General features: G+C 49.7%; 17 protein-coding genes. 2 read left to right on the top strand and 15 right to left on the bottom strand.

Translation table 11 applies throughout. From position 1 onward, the window contains the following. Positions 1 to 5: 5 nt before the first annotated feature. The 10 genes from DU000_RS02320 to rpsB form a co-directional block, all read right to left on the bottom strand. Positions 6 to 515 (bottom strand): OmpH/Skp family outer membrane protein, encoded by a 510-nt coding sequence (locus DU000_RS02320; RefSeq protein ID WP_192878414.1) that lies wholly within the window; start codon positions 513 to 515, stop codon positions 6 to 8. A gap of 58 nt (positions 516 to 573) precedes the next feature. Further along, positions 574 to 2,874, bottom strand: coding sequence for an outer membrane protein assembly factor BamA (gene bamA / locus DU000_RS02315; protein WP_114402074.1), 2,301 nt, complete (start codon positions 2,872 to 2,874; stop codon positions 574 to 576). A gap of 4 nt (positions 2,875 to 2,878) precedes the next feature. Continuing rightward, on the bottom strand, positions 2,879 to 4,243 hold the full coding sequence (gene rseP, locus DU000_RS02310) for an RIP metalloprotease RseP (RefSeq protein ID WP_114401725.1): 1,365 nt from the start codon (positions 4,241 to 4,243) through the stop codon (positions 2,879 to 2,881). A gap of 30 nt (positions 4,244 to 4,273) precedes the next feature. Further along, positions 4,274 to 5,437, bottom strand: coding sequence for a 1-deoxy-D-xylulose-5-phosphate reductoisomerase (gene ispC, locus DU000_RS02305; RefSeq protein ID WP_114402073.1), 1,164 nt, complete (start codon positions 5,435 to 5,437; stop codon positions 4,274 to 4,276). Positions 5,438 to 5,466: 29 nt separating this feature from the next. Next, the gene (locus DU000_RS02300; protein WP_158529605.1) at positions 5,467 to 6,309 is read right to left on the bottom strand and encodes a phosphatidate cytidylyltransferase; all 843 of its coding nucleotides are present in this window, start codon (positions 6,307 to 6,309) and stop codon (positions 5,467 to 5,469) included. A gap of 62 nt (positions 6,310 to 6,371) precedes the next feature. Then, the gene (uppS, locus tag DU000_RS02295; RefSeq protein WP_240001762.1) at positions 6,372 to 7,061 is read right to left on the bottom strand and encodes a polyprenyl diphosphate synthase; all 690 of its coding nucleotides are present in this window, start codon (positions 7,059 to 7,061) and stop codon (positions 6,372 to 6,374) included. Positions 7,062 to 7,200: 139 nt separating this feature from the next. Continuing rightward, complete coding sequence (frr, locus tag DU000_RS02290; protein WP_114401722.1) at positions 7,201 to 7,761, bottom strand: ribosome recycling factor; 561 nt, start codon at positions 7,759 to 7,761, stop codon at positions 7,201 to 7,203. 14 nt (positions 7,762 to 7,775) lie between these two features. Next, positions 7,776 to 8,498 (bottom strand): UMP kinase, encoded by a 723-nt coding sequence (gene pyrH / locus DU000_RS02285; protein WP_240001761.1) that lies wholly within the window; start codon positions 8,496 to 8,498, stop codon positions 7,776 to 7,778. A gap of 217 nt (positions 8,499 to 8,715) precedes the next feature. Then, on the bottom strand, positions 8,716 to 9,597 hold the full coding sequence (gene tsf, locus DU000_RS02280; RefSeq protein WP_114401721.1) for a translation elongation factor Ts: 882 nt from the start codon (positions 9,595 to 9,597) through the stop codon (positions 8,716 to 8,718). Positions 9,598 to 9,693: 96 nt separating this feature from the next. Beyond that, positions 9,694 to 10,437 carry a 30S ribosomal protein S2 gene (gene rpsB / locus DU000_RS02275; RefSeq protein ID WP_114401720.1) on the bottom strand — a complete coding sequence of 248 codons (744 nt, stop codon included), beginning with the start codon at positions 10,435 to 10,437 and terminating at the stop codon, positions 9,694 to 9,696. A 247-nt stretch (positions 10,438 to 10,684) separates the two neighbouring features. On the opposite strand from rpsB, the gene map reads away from it, so the two are divergent. Then, positions 10,685 to 11,500, top strand: a complete 816-nt coding sequence (map, locus tag DU000_RS02270; RefSeq protein WP_114401719.1) for a type I methionyl aminopeptidase — start codon at positions 10,685 to 10,687, stop codon at positions 11,498 to 11,500. Positions 11,501 to 11,504: 4 nt separating this feature from the next. After that, positions 11,505 to 14,084, top strand: a complete 2,580-nt coding sequence (locus DU000_RS02265) for a [protein-PII] uridylyltransferase (RefSeq protein WP_114401718.1) — start codon at positions 11,505 to 11,507, stop codon at positions 14,082 to 14,084. Positions 14,085 to 14,111: 27 nt separating this feature from the next. On the opposite strand, the gene DU000_RS02260 is transcribed toward DU000_RS02265, so the two are convergent. From DU000_RS02260 to smc, 5 genes are read right to left on the bottom strand one after another with little or no spacing between them, the layout of a single operon-like run. Next, a complete protein-coding gene (locus DU000_RS02260; RefSeq protein WP_114401717.1) occupies positions 14,112 to 14,864 on the bottom strand; it encodes an S-methyl-5'-thioinosine phosphorylase in 753 nt (250 codons plus the stop codon). 14 nt (positions 14,865 to 14,878) lie between these two features. Beyond that, the gene (gene galU, locus DU000_RS02255; RefSeq protein ID WP_114401716.1) at positions 14,879 to 15,769 is read right to left on the bottom strand and encodes a UTP--glucose-1-phosphate uridylyltransferase GalU; all 891 of its coding nucleotides are present in this window, start codon (positions 15,767 to 15,769) and stop codon (positions 14,879 to 14,881) included. 21 nt (positions 15,770 to 15,790) lie between these two features. After that, positions 15,791 to 17,941: an NAD-dependent DNA ligase LigA gene (ligA, locus tag DU000_RS02250; RefSeq protein ID WP_114401715.1), complete on the bottom strand. Its 2,151-nt coding sequence runs from the start codon at positions 17,939 to 17,941 to the stop codon at positions 15,791 to 15,793. A gap of 15 nt (positions 17,942 to 17,956) precedes the next feature. Next, positions 17,957 to 19,420 carry a cell division protein ZipA C-terminal FtsZ-binding domain-containing protein gene (locus tag DU000_RS02245; protein ID WP_114401714.1) on the bottom strand — a complete coding sequence of 488 codons (1,464 nt, stop codon included), beginning with the start codon at positions 19,418 to 19,420 and terminating at the stop codon, positions 17,957 to 17,959. Between the two features lie 11 nt (positions 19,421 to 19,431). Then, positions 19,432 to 22,995, bottom strand: a complete 3,564-nt coding sequence (gene smc, locus DU000_RS02240) for a chromosome segregation protein SMC (protein WP_114401713.1) — start codon at positions 22,993 to 22,995, stop codon at positions 19,432 to 19,434. Positions 22,996 to 23,019: the final 24 nt, after the last annotated feature.

Raw genomic sequence — 23,019 nt, 5'->3', positions numbered from 1 at the left:
AACACTTATTTTGTACTGGGTGTTGCATTTAATATTTTGAGGACGCGGTCTGTAATGTCGATTTTAGGATTGCGATAAACCGCTTCTTGAAAAATGATGTCGAATTTTTCTTTCTCAGCAAACTCAGCAATCACTTTGTTCGCACGTTGAATAAGTGCGTTGTATTCTTCTTGGCGGCGCTGATTGAGATCCTCTTGAAATTCGCGACCACGGCGCTGTAGATCTCGATCCATCTCAGCCAACTCACGCTGCTTCGCGTTTCGATCACGCTCGGTCATAGTTAGAGAATCTTTGTCAAATTTCTCAGAGAGCGTTTTCAAACGATTTCCCATGTCCTGCAGCTCTTTTTGTCGCTTAGAAAACTCACGATCAATTTTTTCAGTTGCTGCTTTAGCCGGGGTCGATTCGCGCAGAATTTTTTCAGTATCAACAAAACCAATTTTGCCACTTTCTTGCGCAACAGTGGTGGTAGAGATAACTGCAAGCAGTAGGATTGGTGATAGGAATTTAATCATTTTTTAAGCCTTTTTAATGCGACACTCAATTCTCTCATAATTTACATGATTACTCTGACTAAAATCCGGTACCAACTTGGAACTGGAATTTCTGCAGACGATCACCCTCTTTCTTATTGAGCGGAAAACCCAAACTTAGCTTCAACGGGCCTATCGGAGACAGCCAATTTAGACCCAAACCGGATGAATAGCGCAATTGATTGAAGGACAGGGCCCACTCATCAGCGAAAACGTTACCGCCATCCAAGAAAGTAAAGAGACGAATCCCTTTGTCATTGCCAGTACCTGGCATGGGAAACAAAAATTCCAAATTCGATACGAAACGACTTTGCCCGCCCAAAATAAATCCATCTGCATCGCGCGGACCTAAGGACGAGGTTGTGTAACCACGCACACTACCAATACCACCGGCATAGTAATTTCTGAGAACAGGATAGGGTTTGCTGCCGTAGGCAACGCCTGTGTTGTATTCTGTATTGAATGCGAGTGTATAGTCTTTGGTAATTTTGTAATACTTCTGTGCGCCCAATGCAGGTCGATAAAAAGTGAGATCGCCACCAGGCAACGCCACATCAATGACGGCGCGATACACGCCACCCGTAGTTGGGTTTAGCGCACTGTCTCGCGAATCGCGAATCCAGCCGGAAGTTGTCACGTAAGCATCACTGAAGTTGCCATAATCATTTCGATAGCGTAGTAATCGCTGGGGGGCATTATTACCCAATATAAGCTGGGTGCTTTCGTAGCCTAATCCAATAATGAACCGGTCGTGCTCGGTAAAAGGAATTCCAAATCTAACCGCTGCCCCTCGATTCGCTGTCCGATAATCCCCTAACCCAAGAAATGCTGCATTGAATTCTCGATGATAAAGGTCATAAGTGCGGGCAACCCCATCTTCCGTAAAGTAAGGATCTGTTAGCGAGAGAGAATAAACACGATTTAATCGACTGGAATTAACTGAAAGACCAAGTGACTGACCGGTACCCAAAAAGTTAGATTGGTTGATGGCTCCTGAAACGATCAATTTCTCAGCTGATGAAAAGCCGAGACCGAAAGTCAGTGCGCCCGTGGGTTTTTCCGTCACTGCCAAATTGACATCGACCTGATCCGATGCCCCGGCGACAGGCTCTGTGCCAATTTGAACATCTTTGAAATAACCTAGACGGTCCACCCGATTTCGAGACGCTTTAATTCTGTCTGCGTCGTACCATGAGTTTTCAAACTGCCTCAGCTCACGACGAATCACTTCATCTTTGGTACGGGTATTGCCAGAAATATTAACTTTACGCACATAAGCGCGACGGCCAGGATCAATATAAACAGTAAAGGCGACTTGACTCTTCTCACGATCAATCTCAGGGGCGGCATTGACATTCGCAAAAGCATACCCAAGTTGACCGTAACGATCGGTCATGGCTTTTATTGATTGATTGAGTTTTTCACGATTAAATACGTCTCCCTTCCTCAGCGTGAGCAAGCTGGCGAGTTGTTTTTCTTCTCCTAGCATTTCGCCCGCCAATTTCACTTCAGAAACAGTATATTTATTTCCCTCTACGACATTCACTGTGATATAGATTTCTTTCTTGTCGGGTGTAATGGAAACCTGTGTTGAATCAATTCTGAACTCCAAATAACCTCGATTCAAATAAAAGGAGCGAACAGCTTCCAGATCTCCCGTTAATTTTTCTTTAGAGTATTGATCATTCTTGGTATACCAACTTAACCATGTTGGGGTCGAGAGATTGAGTAAATCGAGTAGCTCAGCTTCTTTGAAGGATTGATTACCTACAAATTTAATACTTTTAATTTTTGCCACTTCTCCCTCAGTCACGGCAAAATTAACAGCGACGCGATTCCGTTCAAGCGGTGTAACCGTTGTCACCGTTTGTACTGCATATTTACCCCGACTGAGATACTGACGCTTTAACTCCTGCTCAGCACGATCAAGTGCAGCTCGGTCAAAAATGCGGGACTCGCCAACACCCACAGCCCGCAATGCTTTACGTAATTGTTCCTTGTCAAACTCTTTGATGCCGACAAAGTCAACCTGTGCAACGGTTGGTCGCTCCTCAACACTCACCACCAACACGTTACCTTGTAACTCCAAGCGAATATCTTTGAAAAAGCCACTCTCATAGAGCGCCTTGATGGCTGCTGCACTTTTATCTGCTGTGAGTGTGTCACCGACTTTAAGCGGCAAATACGTAAAAATGGTTCCAGGCTCAATCCGCTGAATGCCCTCAATGCGAATATCGCGGATGACAACCTCTTGTGCAATCGTAGGACACAGGCATGCCACGTATAAGCCTAAAAATACAAGGACAAAACGAACTGCGGAAGAGGAAAGAATTTTTTGCATCAGCTCAGAAAAAGTAACGAACAATATCATTGGTAAAGGCCAAACTCATTAAACCGAGCAACAACACAAGGCCAAGTTTCTGGGTCAACTCCAACCATTTCTCGTTTGGTGGATGACCTGTGAAAAACTCGACGCAATAATACAGCAAGTGCCCACCGTCTAATAGCGGAATAGGCAGTAAATTGAAAATAGCGAGACTAATACTCACCATCGCCAAGTAACTCAAATAAGCAATCCAACTGATCCGTGCCGACTGACCGGCTGCATCAGCCATCGTCAATGGCCCACTCAAATTTTTCAGTGAGGCATGCCCGGTCAGCATCTTACCGAGTAGTTTCAGGGTTAGTGCACTCATATCCACTGTTTTTTGCCAGGCTCGAATCAAACCCAACCAGCCAGGGTAGGCAACCCATGTTGTTGGAAAATCATAGGCAATGCCAATACCCAAACGCCCTTGCTGAGTCTTTTCATCGAGGCGCGGAACTGCGGTAAGCTCGCGCTTGACCCACTCTTTTCCCTCCATCCGCTCAAGCGTGAGTGTGACGGCCCGATTTGCCAAAGGCGCGATCAGTTGTGGCAAAGGCTGTTCTGCATCAGGGACCCTGTCAGCAACCTTTAAGATACGATCCCCCACTGCCAATCCCGCGGAACTGGCTGCACTATCCGCCTGCACCTGCGTCACCCTCGCCGCCGGCAAGGCCAGCACAAACCCTAATTTCTTCAGTGTATCTGGCTCGACTTGCAAAGGTACTGATGAGGATTCGGGTTGCCAACGCCCACTGAATAACATTGTTGATTGAGCAGGCGAATCAGATTGACGCTGCCAGCGCAACTCAATCTCCTCTTGGCTAATCCAGGCCGCCAACAGCGATTCACTAAAGCTGCCCCAACTCACGACTGCTTGACCGTTGATTTCACTGATTTGATCACCCCGTTGCAAACCTAGCTGAGCTGCGATCGTTTGAGGTGGCGGCGCGGCTACAATCGCTGTTGGCTCTTCGGTTCCCTGCCAGAATGCCAGCCACAATAACAGAATAGCCAGTAAAAAATTAGCCAATGGACCAGCAGCTACAATTGCCGCACGCTTTCCCAAAGACTGCCGATTAAAGGCATAGGGCAAGTCTGGTGTCGCAATCGATTGAGAAGGATCTCGTTCATCGAGCATTTTGACATAGCCCCCCAAAGGGATAAGACTAATTACCCATTCTGTTGCATCTGGGCTGGCTTGATAACGCCATAGTACCCGACCAAAGCCAAACGAGAAACGCAATACCTTGACGCCGCAATAACGGGCAATCCAATAATGACCCAACTCATGAAAGGTAATCAAGATTGCCAGTGCGAGTAGAAAAGCGATCAACGTAGACATATCTGCGATTCCCAATGCCTCTTCTGTATTTCAAGATAATAACTGCGTGGCCAACTCTCGCGATTCACGATCGATTTCCAGCAAATGCGCAACGCTCTCCAACGCAACCGTAGGCAACCGGTTCAGCACAGCCGCGACAGTCTTGGCAATGCCAGTAAAAGTTGAATGCCCCGATAAAAAGGCTGCGACAGCAACTTCATTGGCGGCATTCAATATAGCCGGGGCACTGCCTCCGGCTGCCAAAGCAGCATAGGCCAGGCGTAAGCAAGGAAAGGTAACTTGATCAGCAGGTTCAAACGTCAACGCTGCCAGACGTGTAAAATCCAGCGATGTCACCCCGGAGTCAATGCGCTGGGGCCATGCAAGACCGTTCGCAATCGGGGTGCGCATATCGGGCTGGCCCAATTGTGCAAGTACTGAACCATCGGCATACTCAACCATAGAATGAATCACCGACTGTGGATGAACCACCACTTCAATTCGAGCAGGTTCCATCCCAAACAGCCAGTGTGCTTCAATGACTTCCAAGCCTTTATTCATGAGCGTTGCGGAGTCCACCGAAATTTTGCGCCCCATCACCCAATTAGGATGAGCACATGCCTGTTCGGGGGTAACGGTGCGAAGCGCTGCCGTATCCCAACCTCGAAAGGGTCCTCCAGACGCAGTTAACAATAATCGTCGTACGCCATTTGCAGCAGTCGCGCCTTCTGAAGGCAAACACTGGAAAATCGCGTTATGCTCGCTATCGATCGGTAACAAACAGGCTTTGCCTTCTCTGACCGCCGTCATGAATAATGGCCCCGCCATCACCAGCGCTTCTTTATTCGCAAGGAGGATACGTTTCCCCGCGCGCGCCGCCGCAAGGGTTGGGGGCAAACCCGCCGCACCAACAATGGCAGCCATCACAATGTCAACCTCCGCGGCACTCGCAACGGCAACCAATGAGTCTGGACCCGACAAAACCTGCGTCAGGCAATGCTGCTCTTTAAGTTTTAGGCGGAGTTGTGTCGCATCCTCTTCTGTGCCGACAACCGCATAGTCAGGCTTAAACTCAAGGCAGATCGGTAATAGAGCTTGCCAACGCTGAAACGCGGTCACTGCATAAACTCGAAAGCGTTCAGGATGGCGGCGAATTACCTCTAGCGTGCTGCCGCCAATCGAACCCGTCGCACCCAGAATAGTGAGCGACTGCATGGTGCTCTCGGCCATATCTCACCTTGGTATTAAAGTTGATTTAAAAAATAAGTTATTAACATCGCTAGCGGCAAGGTTGGCAATAGCGCATCAATTCGATCAAGTACCCCACCGTGCCCCGGCAATAATTGACTGCTATCTTTTACATTGACGGCACGCTTCAATGCGGATTCAAATAAATCGCCTACGACAGAAAAGAAGAGTAGTGTCAGCCAGGGTAAACAGGCAAAGTAGCCTAACTTCTGCCAGCTTAGGCGAAAGAAATTGTCCCAGGGAACATACTGGATGAAAATAGCAGCAGTCAGTAGCACCCCGACAGCCCCTCCCAATACACCTTCGATGGTTTTACCAGGGCTAATCGTTGGAGCAAGCTTATGCCGCCCTATTGCGCGTCCAACAAAGTAGGCAAAACTATCTGCAGCGATCACCAGAAAAATGATGGAGAGCAAATAACCAATCCCAATTGCACGCGCAGCAATGACCGCCCACCATGCGGCAAGTAATAAAAAAAGGACAACCCAGAGTGATAATCGATGGACCTGCTGATAACGCATTAGCGGAATCGCAGCGACAATCCAAAAAAGACTCACGGCACAGTAAAGGAAGAGATCAAAATAGGCGGGGGTGATATTGGAGAAAAGACCATACAAGGTCAGCCCACCAATAACAGCCATGACAACCACGCCTCTGGGCCATGTCATAACACGAGATAGCTGAAAAGGCATTGGTTTAATTAAACGTTGCCATTCCCAACTTGCCGCAAGTAAGAAAATTAGGGTAACACTAGCCCACCACCAGGCACTCCCTAAAAATAAAATGGGGAGTAGTACGGCAGCGAGTGCGGCGGCGGTGAATAAACGGCGGATTAACATCGTTTCTCCGATGACAGGATCAGCGTATCCCATATAGTTAATTCAGAAAACACCGTCATAGACTATGTCGATGCGGTTTGAATCTGCTCACTCGTCCGGCCAAAGCGACGCTCTCTCGATTGATATGAATTAATTGCACGCTCAAGCGCCTTACGATTAAATTCAGGCCAATAGGTTTGGGTAAAGTACAACTCGGTGTACGCCATTTGCCAAAGTAGAAAATTACTGATCCGTTCCTCCCCTCCAGTGCGGATGAAGAGATCAGGGGGGGGCGCATAAGCCATAGAAAGATATTGCTCTAAAGCAGTCTCCGTCAGCGCTGAGCAATCGGAATCTGGGTTTGCTTTTACCCAAGCTTGTGCTGCCTGCAAAATATCCCAGCGGCCACCGTAGTTTGCGCAGATAGTTAAGGTCAGCTGTTCGTTAGCGGCCGTTTTTTCCTCGACTGAACGGATTAACGCTTGCAACCGCGCATCAAACGCCTGTATGTCGCCTACCACCTTAAGCCGAATGCCGTGCTGATGCATCTTATCGGCTTCACTTTCTAGGACAGTGATGAATAATTTCATCAGTAATGACACTTCTTCAGCAGGACGCCGCCAGTTCTCTGAGCTAAAGGCAAACAGTGTCAGATAGGGAATGCCTAAATCATTACAAGCACGGACAATCTCACGAACCGCATCGACCCCTTTTTTATGCCCCGCAACACGGGGAAGCAGGCGCGCCTTCGCCCAACGCCCATTACCATCCATAATGATAGCGATGTGCCGAGGCAGATGGTTAGGCGTGGATAAGTCAGGCGACAGTGCGAGAGGCCCTGTTTTATTGACTCGACGACGCAGGAAAAAGCCCATATTTGAGAGGCGCAATAATCAATAAAGACAGTGCAAACTACACTGTCATAATTTCAGCTTCTTTTTGCTGCGCTAATTTATCAACCTCGGCAATATGCTTATCGGTTAACTTCTGTACATCATCTTGCGCACGGCGCTCGTCATCCTCAGAAATTAGTTTTTCCTTGACTAATTTCTTGAGCTGCTCGTTCGCCTCACGGCGAATGTTTCGCACCGCTACTTTCGCATTTTCACCTTCGCTTTTTACCACTTTACATAGTTCACGGCGACGCTCTTCCGTGAGTGCAGGCATTGGCACACGAATCAAGTCCCCTTGCGTTGCCGGGTTTAGGCCTAGGTCTGATTCGCGGATTGCCTTTTCAACTACTGCAACCATTTTCTTTTCCCAGGGCTGCACGCCAATGGTTCGAGCATCAACCAATGTTAAGTTAGCAACCTGACTGATGGGAACAGGGGAGCCGTAATAATCGACTTGAATGTGGTCTAGCAGGCCAATGTGCGCACGACCGGTCCGAACTTTTTGATAATCATGCTTTAAGGCATCAATCGCCTTTTGCATTTTTTGTTCCGCTGTTTTTTTAATTTCCGCTACTGACATGATTCAGAATCCTTTCACACATGAACCAGTGTACCCTCATTGGCACCTTCAATAATCTGCTTGAGAGCCCCTGGCTTAACAATCGAAAATACCTTGATTGGTAATTTTTGGTCGCGACATAAGGCAAAGGCAGTTGCATCCATAACTTGTAAATTTTTACTGATCGCCTCATCAAAACTAATCGTCGCATAGCGAACTGCATTGGGATCTTTTTTGGGATCAGCGGTATACACCCCATCCACTTTAGTGGCTTTCAGTACTATTTCTGCACCAATTTCAGAACCACGCAGTGCCGCAGCAGTATCAGTCGTAAAGAAGGGGTTACCGGTGCCAGCCGCAAAAATAACAACCTTGCCCTCTTCCAAGTAACGCATCGCTTTGGGTCGAATATAGGGCTCTACGACTTGTTCGATATTCAGAGCGGACATGGTACGCGCAGTCACACCAACCTGCCGAAAAGCATCTTGTAGAGCCAGCGCGTTCATAATCGTTGCCAACATCCCCATGTAATCGGCAGTCGCACGGTCCATACCTGCAGCGCCAGGCGCAACGCCACGAAAAATGTTCCCCCCGCCAATTACAATTGCTAATTCGACGCCCATACGCACGACATCTGCAATTTCTGTGATCATGCGCTCTATGGTGATTCGATTGATACCATAGGCATCATCGCCCATTAACGCTTCGCCAGAAAGCTTTAGCAGCACACGCTTGTATGCCAAGTTAGACACGGTCATTGATTGTTCTCCTTATTTTCTAAATGACGATGATAGAACTACCCATCACGACTTCAACTCGGTATCTGAAGCAGATAGCCCACTAGCACGATCGCAAACGCTAGCGCGACCGAGGGTATCTTTACTCCCTATAAAAAAGCCTGACGTAAGTTTACGTCAGGCTTATTTTACGCTATCTACCTAGTATTACAGGCAATCAATGGATATTTACTGCCAATTAGCGTGCCGCTGCTGCAGCCGCAACCTCTTCAGCAAAATTCTCCACTTTTTTCTCAATGCCCTCACCGACGACATACAGCGTAAAGGCAGAAACAGTCGCGCCTTTAGACTTGAGCACCTGCTCAACCGTCTGCTTGTCATCTTTAACAAAGGCCTGGCCTAACAGGGTGACTTCCTTGAGATATTTAGTCACAGCACCCTCAACCATTTTGGCCACGATATCAGCCGGTTTGCCCGACTCAGCCGCTTTAGCCGCCGCAACAGCGCGTTCTTTTTCGATCAACTCGGCTGCCACTTGCTCTTTGGACAAAGCCACCGGCTTGAATGCCGCAATGTGCATCGCCAAATCTTTAGCAAACTCGACATCACCACCAGCGATATCCACCAGCACACCCACTTTGGCACCACCGTGAACATATTGTGTGACCTGACCTTGTGCGGCAATACGCACGAAGCGGCGGATAGCCATATTTTCACCAATTTTACCGATCAGCGCCGTACGGACTGTTTCGACTGGCTCACCATTCAGGTTCAATGCCGACAGAGCGGCCACATCAGTCGGGTTTTGTTCAGCCACGAGTTGTGCCAAATTACGCGCAAAACCAATGAAGTCTTCGTTTTTAGCCACGAAGTCAGTTTCACAGTTCACCTCAACCATCGCAGCCAACTTGCCATCCGCGCTGATAAAAGTACCGACGATGCCTTCGGCGGTCACACGGGTGGCGGCTTTGCTCGCTTTGCTGCCGAGTTTTACACGCAGAATTTCTTCTGCTTTCGCCATATCGCCGCCAGCTTCGGTCAGCGCTTTTTTACATTCCATCATGGGCGCGTCAGTTTTTTCGCGCAGGTCTTTTACCATGCTTGCGGTAATTTCCGCCATTGCAAACTCCTTGATTATCTACGTTTAATGCACTAGGGGCAGATGCGGTTCGACTGAGTGACCACAAGCACCGCCCTCTAGACAAAATTAAAGCGCTTAGGCTGAAACCTCAACGAACTCTTCTTCCCCTGCCTTGATGGCCTCAACCACTTGCTCGACCGCATTAACTTTGCCCTCGAGAATCGCATCGGCAATACCACGCGCATAAAGACGGATCGCACGGCTTGAGTCATCATTACCAGGAACAACGTAAGTAACGCCTTCTGGCGAATGGTTGGTATCAACCACGCCGATCACTGGAATACCCAGCTTGTTAGCCTCTGTGATCGCCCCCTTGTGGTAGCCAACATCAACAACAAAGATGGCATCGGGCACGCCACCCATTTCTTGAATACCCCCAATAGACTTCTCGAGCTTCTCGAGCTCACGGGAAAATTGTAGCGCTTCTTTTTTAGACAAACGCTCCAACCCACCCTCTTCGACCAACGTCTGCATTTCTTTCAGACGCTTGATCGATTGTTTAACAGTTTTGAAATTGGTCAGCATGCCACCCAACCAGCGCTGGTCAACGTAAGGCATACCTGCACGCTGCGCTTCTTCAGCCATAATCTCACGGGCTTGACGCTTGGTGCCGACAAACAGAATCGTCCCCCGGTTAGCCGCCAATTGTTTGGCGTATTTCGCTGCATCCAAGAAGTTGGCAAGCGTTTTTTCGAGGTTAACAATGTGAATTTTATTGCGATGACCGAAAATGAAAGGGGCCATCTTGGGATTCCAGAAACGCGTTTGGTGGCCAAAATGCACACCGGCTTCCAGCATTTGACGCATGGTCACAGACATGAAACACTCCTTGGGTTAAGTCTGTTGCTTGTTTCACAACGCCTCTTTTTTAGCGTTTATATTGCGCACAAACCGAGCACAACACCCAGATGAAATAAGCAAGGGATTAAAAATAAGTCGACCCTGATACTGCGTAGGACCCAACTTTTACCGTTTAGCCTTGGTACTGGCTAGCGAACAACCCCGCAGCAAGAACCAAGACAGCCTATAATTATAACGTTTTTCTTTCTACTTAGACAAGTCCACTATGGCCATCACAATAAAAAGCCCGACCGATATTGAAAAAATGCGTGTAGCAGGACGCCTTGCCTCGGAAGTACTTGATTTTATTACGCCCTTCGTCAAACCCGGTGTGACCACTGATGAACTAGATCAGCGGTGTCATGATTACATGGTTAATGTCCAACAAAGCATACCCGCGCCACTTAACTATTGCCCCCCTGGCTATCAACCTTATCCTAAATCGATTTGTACCTCGGTAAATCACCAAGTTTGCCATGGCATTCCCGGTGAAAAAGTACTTAAAAGTGGGGATATTGTAAATCTAGATATCACAGTCATTAAAGATGGCTACCACGGCGATACCAGCAGGATGTTCATTGTGGGGGAAGGCTCGATTGCCGCTAAACGGTTATGCGAAATAACTTATGAGTGCATGTGGCTGGGCATTGATCAAGTCAAGCCTGGCGCTAGACTAGGCGACATCGGACACGTGATTCAGCGACATGCAGAAGCACAAGGCTACAGCATCGTGCGCGAGTTTTGTGGCCACGGCATCGGCAAAAAGTTTCATGAAGATCCACAAGTTTTACACTATGGCCGCCCCGGAACACTCGAAGAACTCAAAGCAGGCATGATTTTCACGATTGAACCGATGGTCAATGCAGGCAAACGTGACATCAAAGAGCTGGGTGACGGCTGGACAATTGTTACCCGCGACCGCAGCTTGTCAGCGCAGTGGGAACATACCGTTTTAGTCACCGAAACAGGCTACGAGGTGTTGACTGTATCGGCTGGCTCCCCTATGCCGCCAATACATCTCCTCCAATCACCGCAACATTAACTGCATGACCACACCCGCCAGTCAAGAACAGCGTGATGCCCTGCGCGCGCAACGCCAAGCGCTGTTCAATGAGTATCAGGCTCAAGCCAAACCAAATTCAGTGGCTTTGCTGCATCGCCACACATTACTCATTGATCGGCATCTGTGCTTGGCCTGGGAACAACATGGTCTGCCGAATACATATAGCCTGATTGCTATTGGCGGGTATGGGCGTGGGGAAATGTACCCCTATTCTGATGTTGATTTATTGATTCTTTTGCCAGAGGGGGAAGAAAACCTACCCCATCCCGCACTCAGCAACTTGGTCAGTCGCTTTTGGGACATAGGCTTAGAAATTGGCCACAGCGTTCGGAGTATCAGCGAGTGCTTAATTGAAGCGAGTAAAGATATTTCTGTACAAACTGCCCTTCTTGAATCCCGTTTACTCGCGGGCGATCGAAAACAACATGTAAAACTAAAAAAAGTCTTGCGCCAGCAACTTAACCCGCAACAGTTTTTTCGAGCAAAAGAACTGGAACAGCGCCAGCGTTATGCCAAATACCAAGACACGCCCTACAGCTTAGAACCGAACTGTAAAGAAAGCCCCGGCGGATTACGTGACTTACAGGTGATTCTATGGGTAGCCAAGGCAGCTCAGCTCGGTAAAAATTGGGCTGAGCTGGCACGCAAAGGATTACTAACGCGAGCCGAACTCAAAGAATTGCGCCGCACAGAAAAGCAATTGCGAGAGATCCGTATCGCCTTGCACTTGCAATCTAGTCGCCACGAAGATCGTCTGGTGTTTGATATACAAACAGCCATCGCACAGCACTTTGGCCTGAAGCCAAGCGGTAGCAAGCGCGTCAGTGAAGTATTGATGCAACGCTATTACAAAGCAGCCAAAATCGTGATGCAGCTGAACACGCTGCTGTTGCAGAATATAGAAGCGCAGCTATTCCCGATTGAGCATGCCAATCTCTCACCCCTCGATACCGATTTTGCAGAACGCCAAGGATTGCTCGAGATTCGTCAGCCAGATCTTTTTGAACATCGCCCTGCCGCTCTCCTAGAAGCGTTCCGATTGATGCAGATCCACGGCTTACGAGGCATGACGACCACAACCCTGCGCGGTATCTGGCATGCCAAACATCGGATTGATCGAGCCTTTAGAGACGATCGCTATCACCGTCAGCTATTTTTAGCGCTATTACAAGCAGAAAAAGGAATCGTTCACGAACTGCGCCGCATGAATCAGCTGGGCGTTTTGGGCCGCTATCTGCCCCCGTTTCGACGTATCGTGGGTCAAATGCAGCATGATTTATTTCATGTTTACACGGTTGATCAGCATATTCTCTTTGTAGTTCGTAACGTGCGACGTTTTACGATGCCCGAGCATGCTCATGAGTTTCCGTTTTGCAGCCAACTCATGGCCCACTTCGATAAACCCTGGCTTTTGTATATTGCGGCCCTGTTTCATGATATTGCAAAGGGCCGAGGTGGCGACCATTCAGCGCTCGGTAAAGGAGATGCACGACGTTTCTGCCGCGCACATGGATTAGACAAAGCTGACACCGATCTGGTCGTGTTTCTGGTAGAGCACCACTTAACCATGTCGACGGTAGCGCAAAAACAGGACATCAGTGACCCCGACATCATTGCCCGCTTCGCCCACTGCGTAAAAACCGAACGCGCCCTGACCGCCCTGTATTTATTAACTGTCGCAGATATTCGGGGGACCAGCCCCAAGGTGTGGAACGCCTGGAAAGCAAAATTATTAGAAGACCTCTTTCGCCTTACCCAGCGACATTTAGGCGGCAGCCCCAGTAACATTCAATCGGCATTTTCAGAGCGCCAAGCCGAAGCTGAGCGGATATTGCGCCTGAACGGTCTGAGTGCAGATGCGCATCATGCTTTTTGGCAGCAACTGGATGTCAGCTATTTTTTACGCCATGAACCCGCTGATATTGCCTGGCAGACGCGGTTTTTATATAGCCGCTTTGACACGCTAGAACCGATTATTCGGGCACGCCTTGCACCCATTGGCGAAGGGCTTCAGATTACCGTTTATCTACCAGACCAACCAGATTTATTCGCGCGCATTTGTGGTTACTTTGAAAGTCGTAGTTTCAGTATTCTGGATGCGAAAATTTACACAACAAAACAAGGTTATGCCTTTGATACGTTTTTAATTATTAACCGTACACTAGCCGTCGAATACCGAGACATTATTGCTCTGGTAGAAAGCGAATTACAACAGCGACTACGCGAGCAAACGCCCTTACACCAACCCATTAAAGGCAGACTCTCTCGCCTTTCGAGGCATTTTCCCGTTCCCGCCAATATTGTTTTACAACCGGATTCCAAAGGGCAATACCACCTGATGGACCTCACCGCGACGGATCGTCCGGGGTTACTGTATGCCATTGCTTACACCTTGGTTCAGCATCGCGTTAGATTACGTAGCGCTAAGATATTGACCTTAGGGGAGCGTGTAGAAGACAGCTTTTTGCTCGAAGGAGACCTTTTCAGCCATCCAAAACAGCAAATCAAATTCGAGCAAGAACTACTTGCCGTATTGGAAGAGGCCGGGCCAGGAAAGCGCTAAACGTTGGCAATAACGGGTGTTAAGTGACTAATCGACACTCACGGGTTGCGCCACAAAAGCAACAAGAATTTTACGAACGCGATGCATTGCCTGTTCAAGCGTTTGTTGAATACCCTCTTTTGAAACAGTCTCACGCGAATCACCCTTGCCTGCTGCCCAATTCGCCACAATCGCCAAGGTCGCATATTTCAACCCCAACTCTCGCGCTAGCGCGGCTTCTGGCATGCCAGTCATGCCAACGATATCGGCACCATCGCGCTCCAAACGGCGAATTTCAGCGGCTGTTTCAAGTCGGGGACCTTGCGTACAGGCATACGTAGCACCCAACACACAGGCTTCGCTGACTCCATCCACCGCCGCAAACAAATGGGCGCGCAATTCCTCGCTGTAGGGTTGGGTAAAATCAATATGGTTGACCGGCTGCTCTGGGCCTTCAAAGAAGGTGTGTTTGCGCCCAAAAGTATAATCAATAATTTGATCGGGGATCACCAGGGTGCCAGGTTGCATATCTTGACGAATACCCCCAACGGAAGCAATCGAAATAATGCCATCGACATCTAATGCATGCAGTGCCCATAAATTAGCGCGGTAATTAATTTCATGCGGCGCGATGGTGTGACCATAGCCATGGCGCGCAAAAAAGACCACATCAACGCCATTAATCTGACCAAAAGTCAGGGCGCCAGAAGGTTCGCCATAAGGGGTCCGCATCACTTGGCGTTTGCTGACCTCAAGATTGGTTAACTTTGCTAGACCACTACCACCAATAATTGCAAACATAGATCACTCGCTGATTAATGAGAAGACGCGGCTCGTTGTGTTAGAAATTGTTGAAACTCTGCAGCCACTTCTGGGTGTTTCAAAGCGAGATCAACCGTTGCTTTCAAAAATCCAATTTTTGAACCACAATCGTATCGTACCCCGTCAAACTTGAACGCAAAGGCAGGTTGTTCGGCCAACAAAGCGGCAATCCCATCCGTCAGTTGAATCTCGCCGCCAGAGCCGGGCGGAATATTTTTTAAGTGATGAAAAACCCTAGGTGAAAGGACATAGCGGCCAACCACGGCCAAATTAGAAGGGGCCTCCTCTGGCTTTGGTTTTTCTACCATACCGATGATGCGCTCCGAATTGGCATTCCAAGGCTGGGTGCTGACAATCCCATAGCTTTTCGTTTCCTCGCGAGGTACCGTTTGCACCGCCAACACACTCGCTTGCTCTAAATCATACACATCCACCATCTGCTGCATAACAGAGGGCTTGCCTGCGGCAACATCCATCAAATCGTCCGCCAGGAGCACTGCAAAGGGCTCATCATTCACCACCGGCTCTGCACACAAAACAGCATGCCCCAAGCCCAATGGCTCGTTCTGGCGAATATAAATGCAGTTAACATTTTTGGGAACAACACTGCGTACAATTTCAAGCAGCGCTGTTTTTCCCTTTGCTTCAAGCTCATTTTCTAGCTCATAGGCCTTATCAAAATGGTCTTCAATCGCACGTTTGTGGCGACCTGTAATAAAAATCATCTCGGTAATACCCGCGGCTACCGCTTCCTCTACCGCATATTGAATGAGCGGCTTATCAACCACGGACATCATTTCTTTCGCTGATGCTTTGGTTGCAGGCAAAAATCGAGTCCCCATACCGGCAACCGGAAAAACAGCTTTACGAACTTTTTTGAGCATGCTGACACTCCCTTCATTCAATTAATTTGTCGATTTAGTGATTGATGCGGGCAATAATGCCAAGAAAGCTGGCTCATCTAGCACAGAGACACCGAGCTGTAAGGCTTTATCCAATTTCGATCCTGCCTCGGCTCCAGCTAGCAAATAGTGCGTCTTCGCTGAAACACTACCGATTACGCGCCCCCCCGCCGCTTCAATCATCGCTTTAGCTTGTTCTCGACTATACGTGGGCAGCGTGCCAGTGAGTACAAAAGATTTACCAGCGAGTGGCAATTCGCCAACAGCCTGCAGCGCATCTGTCGCATCAGGAGGTGGCCAATGTATGCCCGCTGCGCGTAAGCGCATGATTACCTCGCGATTATGGGGCTCAGAAAAAAAATGTTGAACTGCATGAGCCACGACCGGACCAACATCATTCACCGCCAGCAGCCCTGCTTCATCAGCATCCATCAGCGCCTCGAGTGAGCCAAAATAACGTGCCAAATCTTTGGCGGTTGTTTCACCGACATGGCGGATACTCAACGCAAACAGGAAACGCCCGAATGTCGTCTGTTTTGAGTGCTGGATACTATCCAATATGTTCTGTGCTGATTTTTCTGCCATCCGGCTTAGCCCTGCCAGCGTAGGTAAGTCGAGAGAATATAAGTCGGCAGGATCATTTACCAATTGACAATCCACCAACTGCTCCACCAGCTTTTCTCCCAACCCTTCAATATCCATCGCTCGTCGTTGTGCAAAATGCAAGAGCGCCTGTTTGCGCTGCGCCGCGCAAATCAGGCCCCCAGTGCAGCGCGATACCGCCTCGTCGGGCTCACGATAAACCTCAGACTGACAAATCGGGCAGGCGGTCGGCATCACAAACACGGCCGTGTTTGAGGGCCGACGCTCAAGTAATACCCGTACTACTTCCGGGATAACATCACCAGCACGACGCACAACCACGGTATCACCAACGCGCACATCCTTACGCTTAATCTCATCCTCATTGTGTAAGGTGGCATTGGTGACCGTTACCCCACCAACAAAAACCGGCGCAAGTCGCGCTACAGGGGTCAATGCCCCAGTGCGACCAACTTGCACCTCAATATCCAGCACCGTGGTGAGCGCCTCTTCCGCCGGGAATTTATGGGCAATCGCAAAACGCGGGGCACGGGCAACATAACCGAGCTTTTCTTGTAAAGCACGGGAATTCACTTTATAGACAACACCATCGATGTCATAAGGCAACTGTGCCCGCTGCGTCGCAATGCGTTGATAAAAAGCGAGTAACTCACTGGCTCGACTGACGACGGACCGTTCCTGGCAAACAGGCAAGCCAAGCGTCATCAGCCAATCCAATAAGTAGCTGTGGCTGGTAGGGAGAGGTTGTCCTGGATTGTGATACTGTCCGACACCGTAAGCGAAAAAGCGCAGGCTACGGCTGGCAGTAATACGTGAATCAAGCTGGCGTAAAGAACCGGCGGCAGCGTTGCGAGGGTTAACAAACTCTTTTTCACCCAAGGCTTGTTGACGCTTGTTCAGGGCGACAAAGTCGTCGCGGTACATCAACACTTCTCCGCGCACTTCAAGAACCTCGGGTGGGCTGTCTGTCATTAAGGTCAGTGGAATAGCACGAATTGTTCGAATATTTTCTGTGACCGCTTCGCCAGTTTCACCGTCACCCCGTGTGCTGGCCAGGGTTAGCTGCCCCTTTTCATAGCGCAAATTAATCGCCAAACCATCGAATTTGAGTTCTGCGGCATATTCAATGTGATCTGGGGATTCGCCTTGTTTTAAGAGTGCCTCTTGAATACGTTTTTCAAACGCATAAACATCTTCATCACTAAAAGCATTGTTTAATGACAGCATGGGCACCGCGTGACTGACTGAGCCAAAAACTTTCAGTGGCACCCCACCCACGCGTTGGGTCGGGGAATCCGGGCTGATGAGATCGGGATTAGCTGCTTCCAGTAACTGCAAGCGTTGAAACATACGGTCGTATTCAGCATCAGGGATGCTTGGCGCATCTAACACGTAGTAACGATAGTTATGTTCGCCTAGCTCACGGCGCAACTGTGCCACTTCGACCGCGGCGGTTAGAGGCTGCTCGACAGACTCGTTGGGCAAAGTTAGTTTTTCGTCTGCCGTAACGGATGTTGGTTCATCCGCAGCAGGAAATAGAGGCAACGTCATTGCGACTTGAAAGAATTAAGTGAAGAGCCGGGTCGCTAAAGGAGAGCCCGCAGGAATCGCAGCTTTCTCCATTTCCTCATACAAGAGTCCTAATTGCTGAGAAATATTATTCAAAGCCAATTCAGAGAGGGGACGCTGGTTATCATCCACCAACACCCCTTCTACTTTCGCTGCAAGCGCTTTAGCTTTTTCTGTCATCCGTGAAAAGGGCCGGCTGTGTGCTGGCACGCGCGGCAGATCCAGTTGGAAAGAAAACTGAGGTGCAACAACATTGACGGCAATAACAAACAAAACACGGCCATGCTCATCAAGCCAAGCATACTTGCCGTCGGGGCGGGGCGTACACCCCTCTCCTTCCAATAGGCTTTGCAGAGTTGCTAAATTGAAATTATTGTTGGGGATCATGATGTTCAATCCCATCTGAATATCCACGCGAGCACAAATTTGATCCATTGCCTGGGCAAGGCTCAACGTTTCTTGCATATCCGGATGGTGGGGTAGAAAATCAAGCTCATCCCCGAGCCGATCAACAACCTGAATAAAATCTGAAAACTCGATTGCATTCAGTGGACCATTACGATTAGCGAGCAATACCCCAATTCGTAAGGCAGTGTAGACATCTCCCGGACGCGGTCGGGTCCAGCACGCGGTCCCATCAGGCTGCGCTTGCAGCCCTTCCATCACAATCGGTTTAGACCCCGCATGCCGATAGCGTTGAGCAAGAACAATCAAATGGTCACCCGAAATCGAACGTGCGGGCGTTGCTTGAATAATACAGTCAATAATTGGATCCAGCACACCCGAACCAGTAGCAACACGACGCTCAGCCGATGCTTTCGACGCAACGTGATCCTGCGTAAAAGCTTTATCAGCCTGGTCGATAGCGGATAACCGTGGCTCGCTCCGTAGCTCCCCCGCTGTGCGAGCGACCTTCGACACATGACTATGATGCGCGTGTGCAATCGCGGCTTCTAGGGCATCGAGATCGGGATTTGACATATCCTCAATGGGAACCGTATCAGCATAGGCACGTTGCAAGGTATTGGGACCAAGCACTTGGGTTGCTGTGACTGTAGGCAATACGTCAGAAAGTGAGGCGCTAGCAGGGCTATTTTCACGCAGATCCGGCTCACTAATGGTTTTGAGCGGCCCGATAGGTTCTGATAAAGCACCAGCAATCGCAAGCTCTTCCGCAATTTGGCTTGGCAGTGTATTGTCGGTTCGTCGATAGGCGGGGGCCTCAGCCATTTGCTCGTAATCAACGGGCGTTGTGCTGCCAAAGGTGTTGGGATGCAAGTCAAACTGCTTGCGGCCACCGGCGACATCATCCAACAAAGCATCATGGTGGGCGGCACCCGCACCACCAAATGCTGTTTGTAATTGTTTACGCAGCTTGCGCTCTTGCCACCAGTTATAGCCCCATACCCCAGCGATAACTAACAGCCCAACCCCCAGTAATACCAATTGCAGTTCCATCATGACCGTTCCGTTCAGGCTGCTTCTGCGACTTTACCAATTGGGTCAACAAATTTAATCGCCGCCTCCATATCGACGGCGACGATACGCGACACCCCTTGTTCTTGCATGGTAACACCGATCAACTGCTCCGCCATTTCCATCGCAATCTTGTTGTGCGAGATGAAAATAAACTGGGTTTGCGTTGACATCCGCTTAACCATTTTGGCATAGCGCTCCGTGTTCGCATCATCTAATGGTGCATCTACTTCATCCAGTAAGCAAAATGGGGCTGGATTCAACTGAAATAAGGCAAAGACCAGCGCCGTGGCGGTTAGTGCTTTTTCACCCCCAGAGAGTAAATGAATCGTACTATTTTTCTTACCTGGGGGTTGGGCCATCACTTGCACGCCGGAATCCAGAATTTCTTCCCCGGTTAGAATTAATTTAGCCTCACCACCCCCAAAGAGCGTCGGGAACAGCTCACCAAAATGTTTATTGACAGTATTGAACGTATCTTGCAATAAATCACGACTCTCACGATCGATTTTACGAATAGCATCTTCTAAGGTCGTGATGGCTTCATTCAAATCCGCCATTTGTGCATCGAGAAAATCTTTCCGTTCACGGGCAGTCTGTAATTCTTCCAGCGCCGCTAAATTCACAGCACCTAATGCATTAATCTGCGCGTTGATTCGGGTAATTTCTGCTTGCAACCAGGCGGGTTTGGTATCGGGCGCAATCTGCTCGGCCAACTGCGCCAAGAATAACGCCAGGGTCATCGCCTCTCCCTCAGGCATGACCTGAGTGAGCTGTGTATCGTATTGCTCTCGATTCAACCGTGCCGCTTGTTCTTTTAATTGCAATTCAGTAATTTTGTCGCGTAATGGCTGCTGCCCCATTTCCGCTTGCATCCGCTTTTCTTCATACTCGCGCAATTGCCCGATGATCGCATCCAGCGCCGTCCGCGCACGCGCCAGGGCTTCTTCTTGAGTCACTCGCAAAGCCAGCGCATCTTGCAAGCCAGCGCGGGCCGCTTCATCATCCAAAATCAGTAATTCCTCTTTACCGGCAGCCACACTTTCTGAAACACGCGCAAGTTGCATCTCGGCGCTGTCAGCATTGCGCTGCAATTCTGCAACCCGCTGGTGTGCCGTTTGCAGCGCAAACTGTGCCGCCTGAACCGCACGTTCAGCCTCCCGCGCTGCATCACGCACCCGTGCCACTTCGCGCTCAAGAGCCTCGTACTGTAACTGTGCCTCTTCGTAGGCGGTTTGTTGTTCTGCGAGCGCCAGGTCTAGTGTTTCAAATTGGCTTTCTGACTCTTGCAAGACAATTCTTAACTCTTCCTCTTGCACAGCCAATTCATCCAGTTCAGCCATCAGCTGATTATTACGTTGACGGTAATTATCCGCTGCCTGCATGAGTTTAAGCAGCCCCATTTGGCCCTGATGCTGACGCTGCGTGATCTCTTCCAGACGCTGACGTGTTTGCGCTAACTGCTGATTGGCCGCCGTCAATTGCGCTTCAGCACGGGTCAGTGCGGATTGTGCCTCCTCAGCCAGCATCCGCTCCGCACGCAATTGGCGCTCCAAATTTTCCATTTCCTGCTGGCGGGCCAACAGGCCAGCTTGCTCCGAATCCGGCGCATAAAAGCGCACACTATGACGCCCAACTAAATGGCCATTCGGCAACACAAACCAAGCACCATTCGGCAAGGTGTGGCGCTGTTGCAAAGCCTGTGCAGCGTCCTCGGCGGTAAAAATATTTGCCAGCCAATCATCCAGCAAGGTCCGCAAAGCAGGGTCCGTGACTTGCAACAGGTGGGACAGTGGCGTTAAGCCAGATATTGCTGCTGGCGAGGGCTGACTGGCAGGTGGTGCATAGAAGGTTAACTTCGCTGGTGGGGCATCATTAAAAAACGCTTTTACCCATTCTAGCTGACTCAGCGGTAATGCCCCCATTCTTTCCTGCAGAGCCGCTTCCAACGCACTTTCCCAGCCGGTCTGAATATGTAACTTCTGCCACAAGCGTTCAAGCTGGGTTAACTCATGCTTGGTTAGCCATGGCACAAGCTTTCCTTCGGTTTGTACACTTTCCTGAAGCTGCTGCAGTGCTGATAGACGGGCTTCAATTTGGGTCATTTTTTGCTGCCCCGCTTGCACCTGCTCAAAGGCCAGCTGTCTGGCTTGTGCAGCCAGGGGCTGCGCGCTTTCAGCGGCAGTAAATTCGGCCAGTAGGTCTTCGCGCTGAGCGGTCAGTTCGGCTTGCGTCGCCTGCAGCGCTTCCAGGGCAACCTCGTCAGGACGCTCCAAAGCATTCGATTCAGCTTGTAGACGCTCGCGGCGCAAAGCAAGGTTCTGTAACTGCCGGTTGGTGTTGCTTTGGGTTTGTGCCGCTAAGGCAATCGCTTGCTCAGCTTGTAAAGAAGCGGCACGGGTTTCATTCACCTGTTGCAAAGCATTGCGCAAAGCTTGCTCTGCTTGCGGCACCGCAGCTTGGCGTTCGTGGAGGGCCTCTTCGCTTAGGGCCAATTTTTCCTGGGCAATTGCAATCTCTTCAGCAGCCAGAGCTTGCCCCTGTTCAGCCTCTTGCTGCAGGGTTTGCCAATGGGCCAACTGATCTTGTAGCGTGGCAAGCTGTTGTTGGATACGTTGGCGCGAATCGACAACAAAACGAATTTCGGCTTCTAACTTGCTCACTTCCGCATTTGCAGCAAAGACCGCCCCTTGAGCGGCATGCAGCGTTTCATTCGCCTCATATTGACTGGCCCGAATATGCTCAAGCTCAGCTTCAACGTGCCGGAGCGCGGCGACTTGCCCTTCCAGATCAGTTTGAGCACGCTCAATCGCCAGGTGCAGCCGTTCTTGCTCCGATTGCGCCTCTTGCCGCCGCAAATACCAAAGCATCTGCTGTTTGGTTTCGCCATCAGCTTGCAGCTGCCGAAACCGTTGTGCGACCTCAGCCTGACCTTCGAGCTTTTCAATTTGCGCATTTAATTCACGCAGAATGTCATCCACGCGGGTCAAGTTTTCACGAGTATCTGCAAGCCGGTTTTCTGTTTCGCGGCGTCGTTCTTTATATTTCGAGACGCCAGCCGCTTCTTCGAGGAATACCCGCAGCTCTTCAGGCCGTGCCTCAATAATCCGAGAAATCATGCCTTGACCAATAATCGCATAGGCACGAGGCCCCAACCCGGTTCCTAAAAAGATATCCTGAATATCACGCCGACGTACTTGTTGATTATTGATGTAGTAACTGGACGTTCCATCGCGGGTTAATACCCGCTTTACCGCGATCTCGGCATATTGAGACCACTGCCCCCCGGCACGCCCATCTTGATTGTCGAACACCAGCTCGACACTTGCACGGTTACCGGGTTTACGCGATGTCGAGCCGTTAAAAATCACATCTTGCATCGATTCGCCACGCAATTCAGAGGCTTTGGACTCGCCCAAAACCCAGCGCACGGCATCGATGATGTTGGATTTACCGCAACCATTCGGGCCAACAACCCCCACCAGTTGACCAGGGATTTGGAAGTGGGTCGGGTCAACAAAAGATTTAAAGCCCGCTAATTTGATATGCGACAGTTTCACGGCAGCAGTATGAAGGCACAATTT

It is taken from the genome of Parvibium lacunae, from assembly GCF_003335215.1.
Lineage (GTDB): Bacteria > Pseudomonadota > Gammaproteobacteria > Burkholderiales > Burkholderiaceae_D > Parvibium > Parvibium lacunae.
This window is presented reverse-complemented; position numbering and strand designations above follow the sequence as displayed.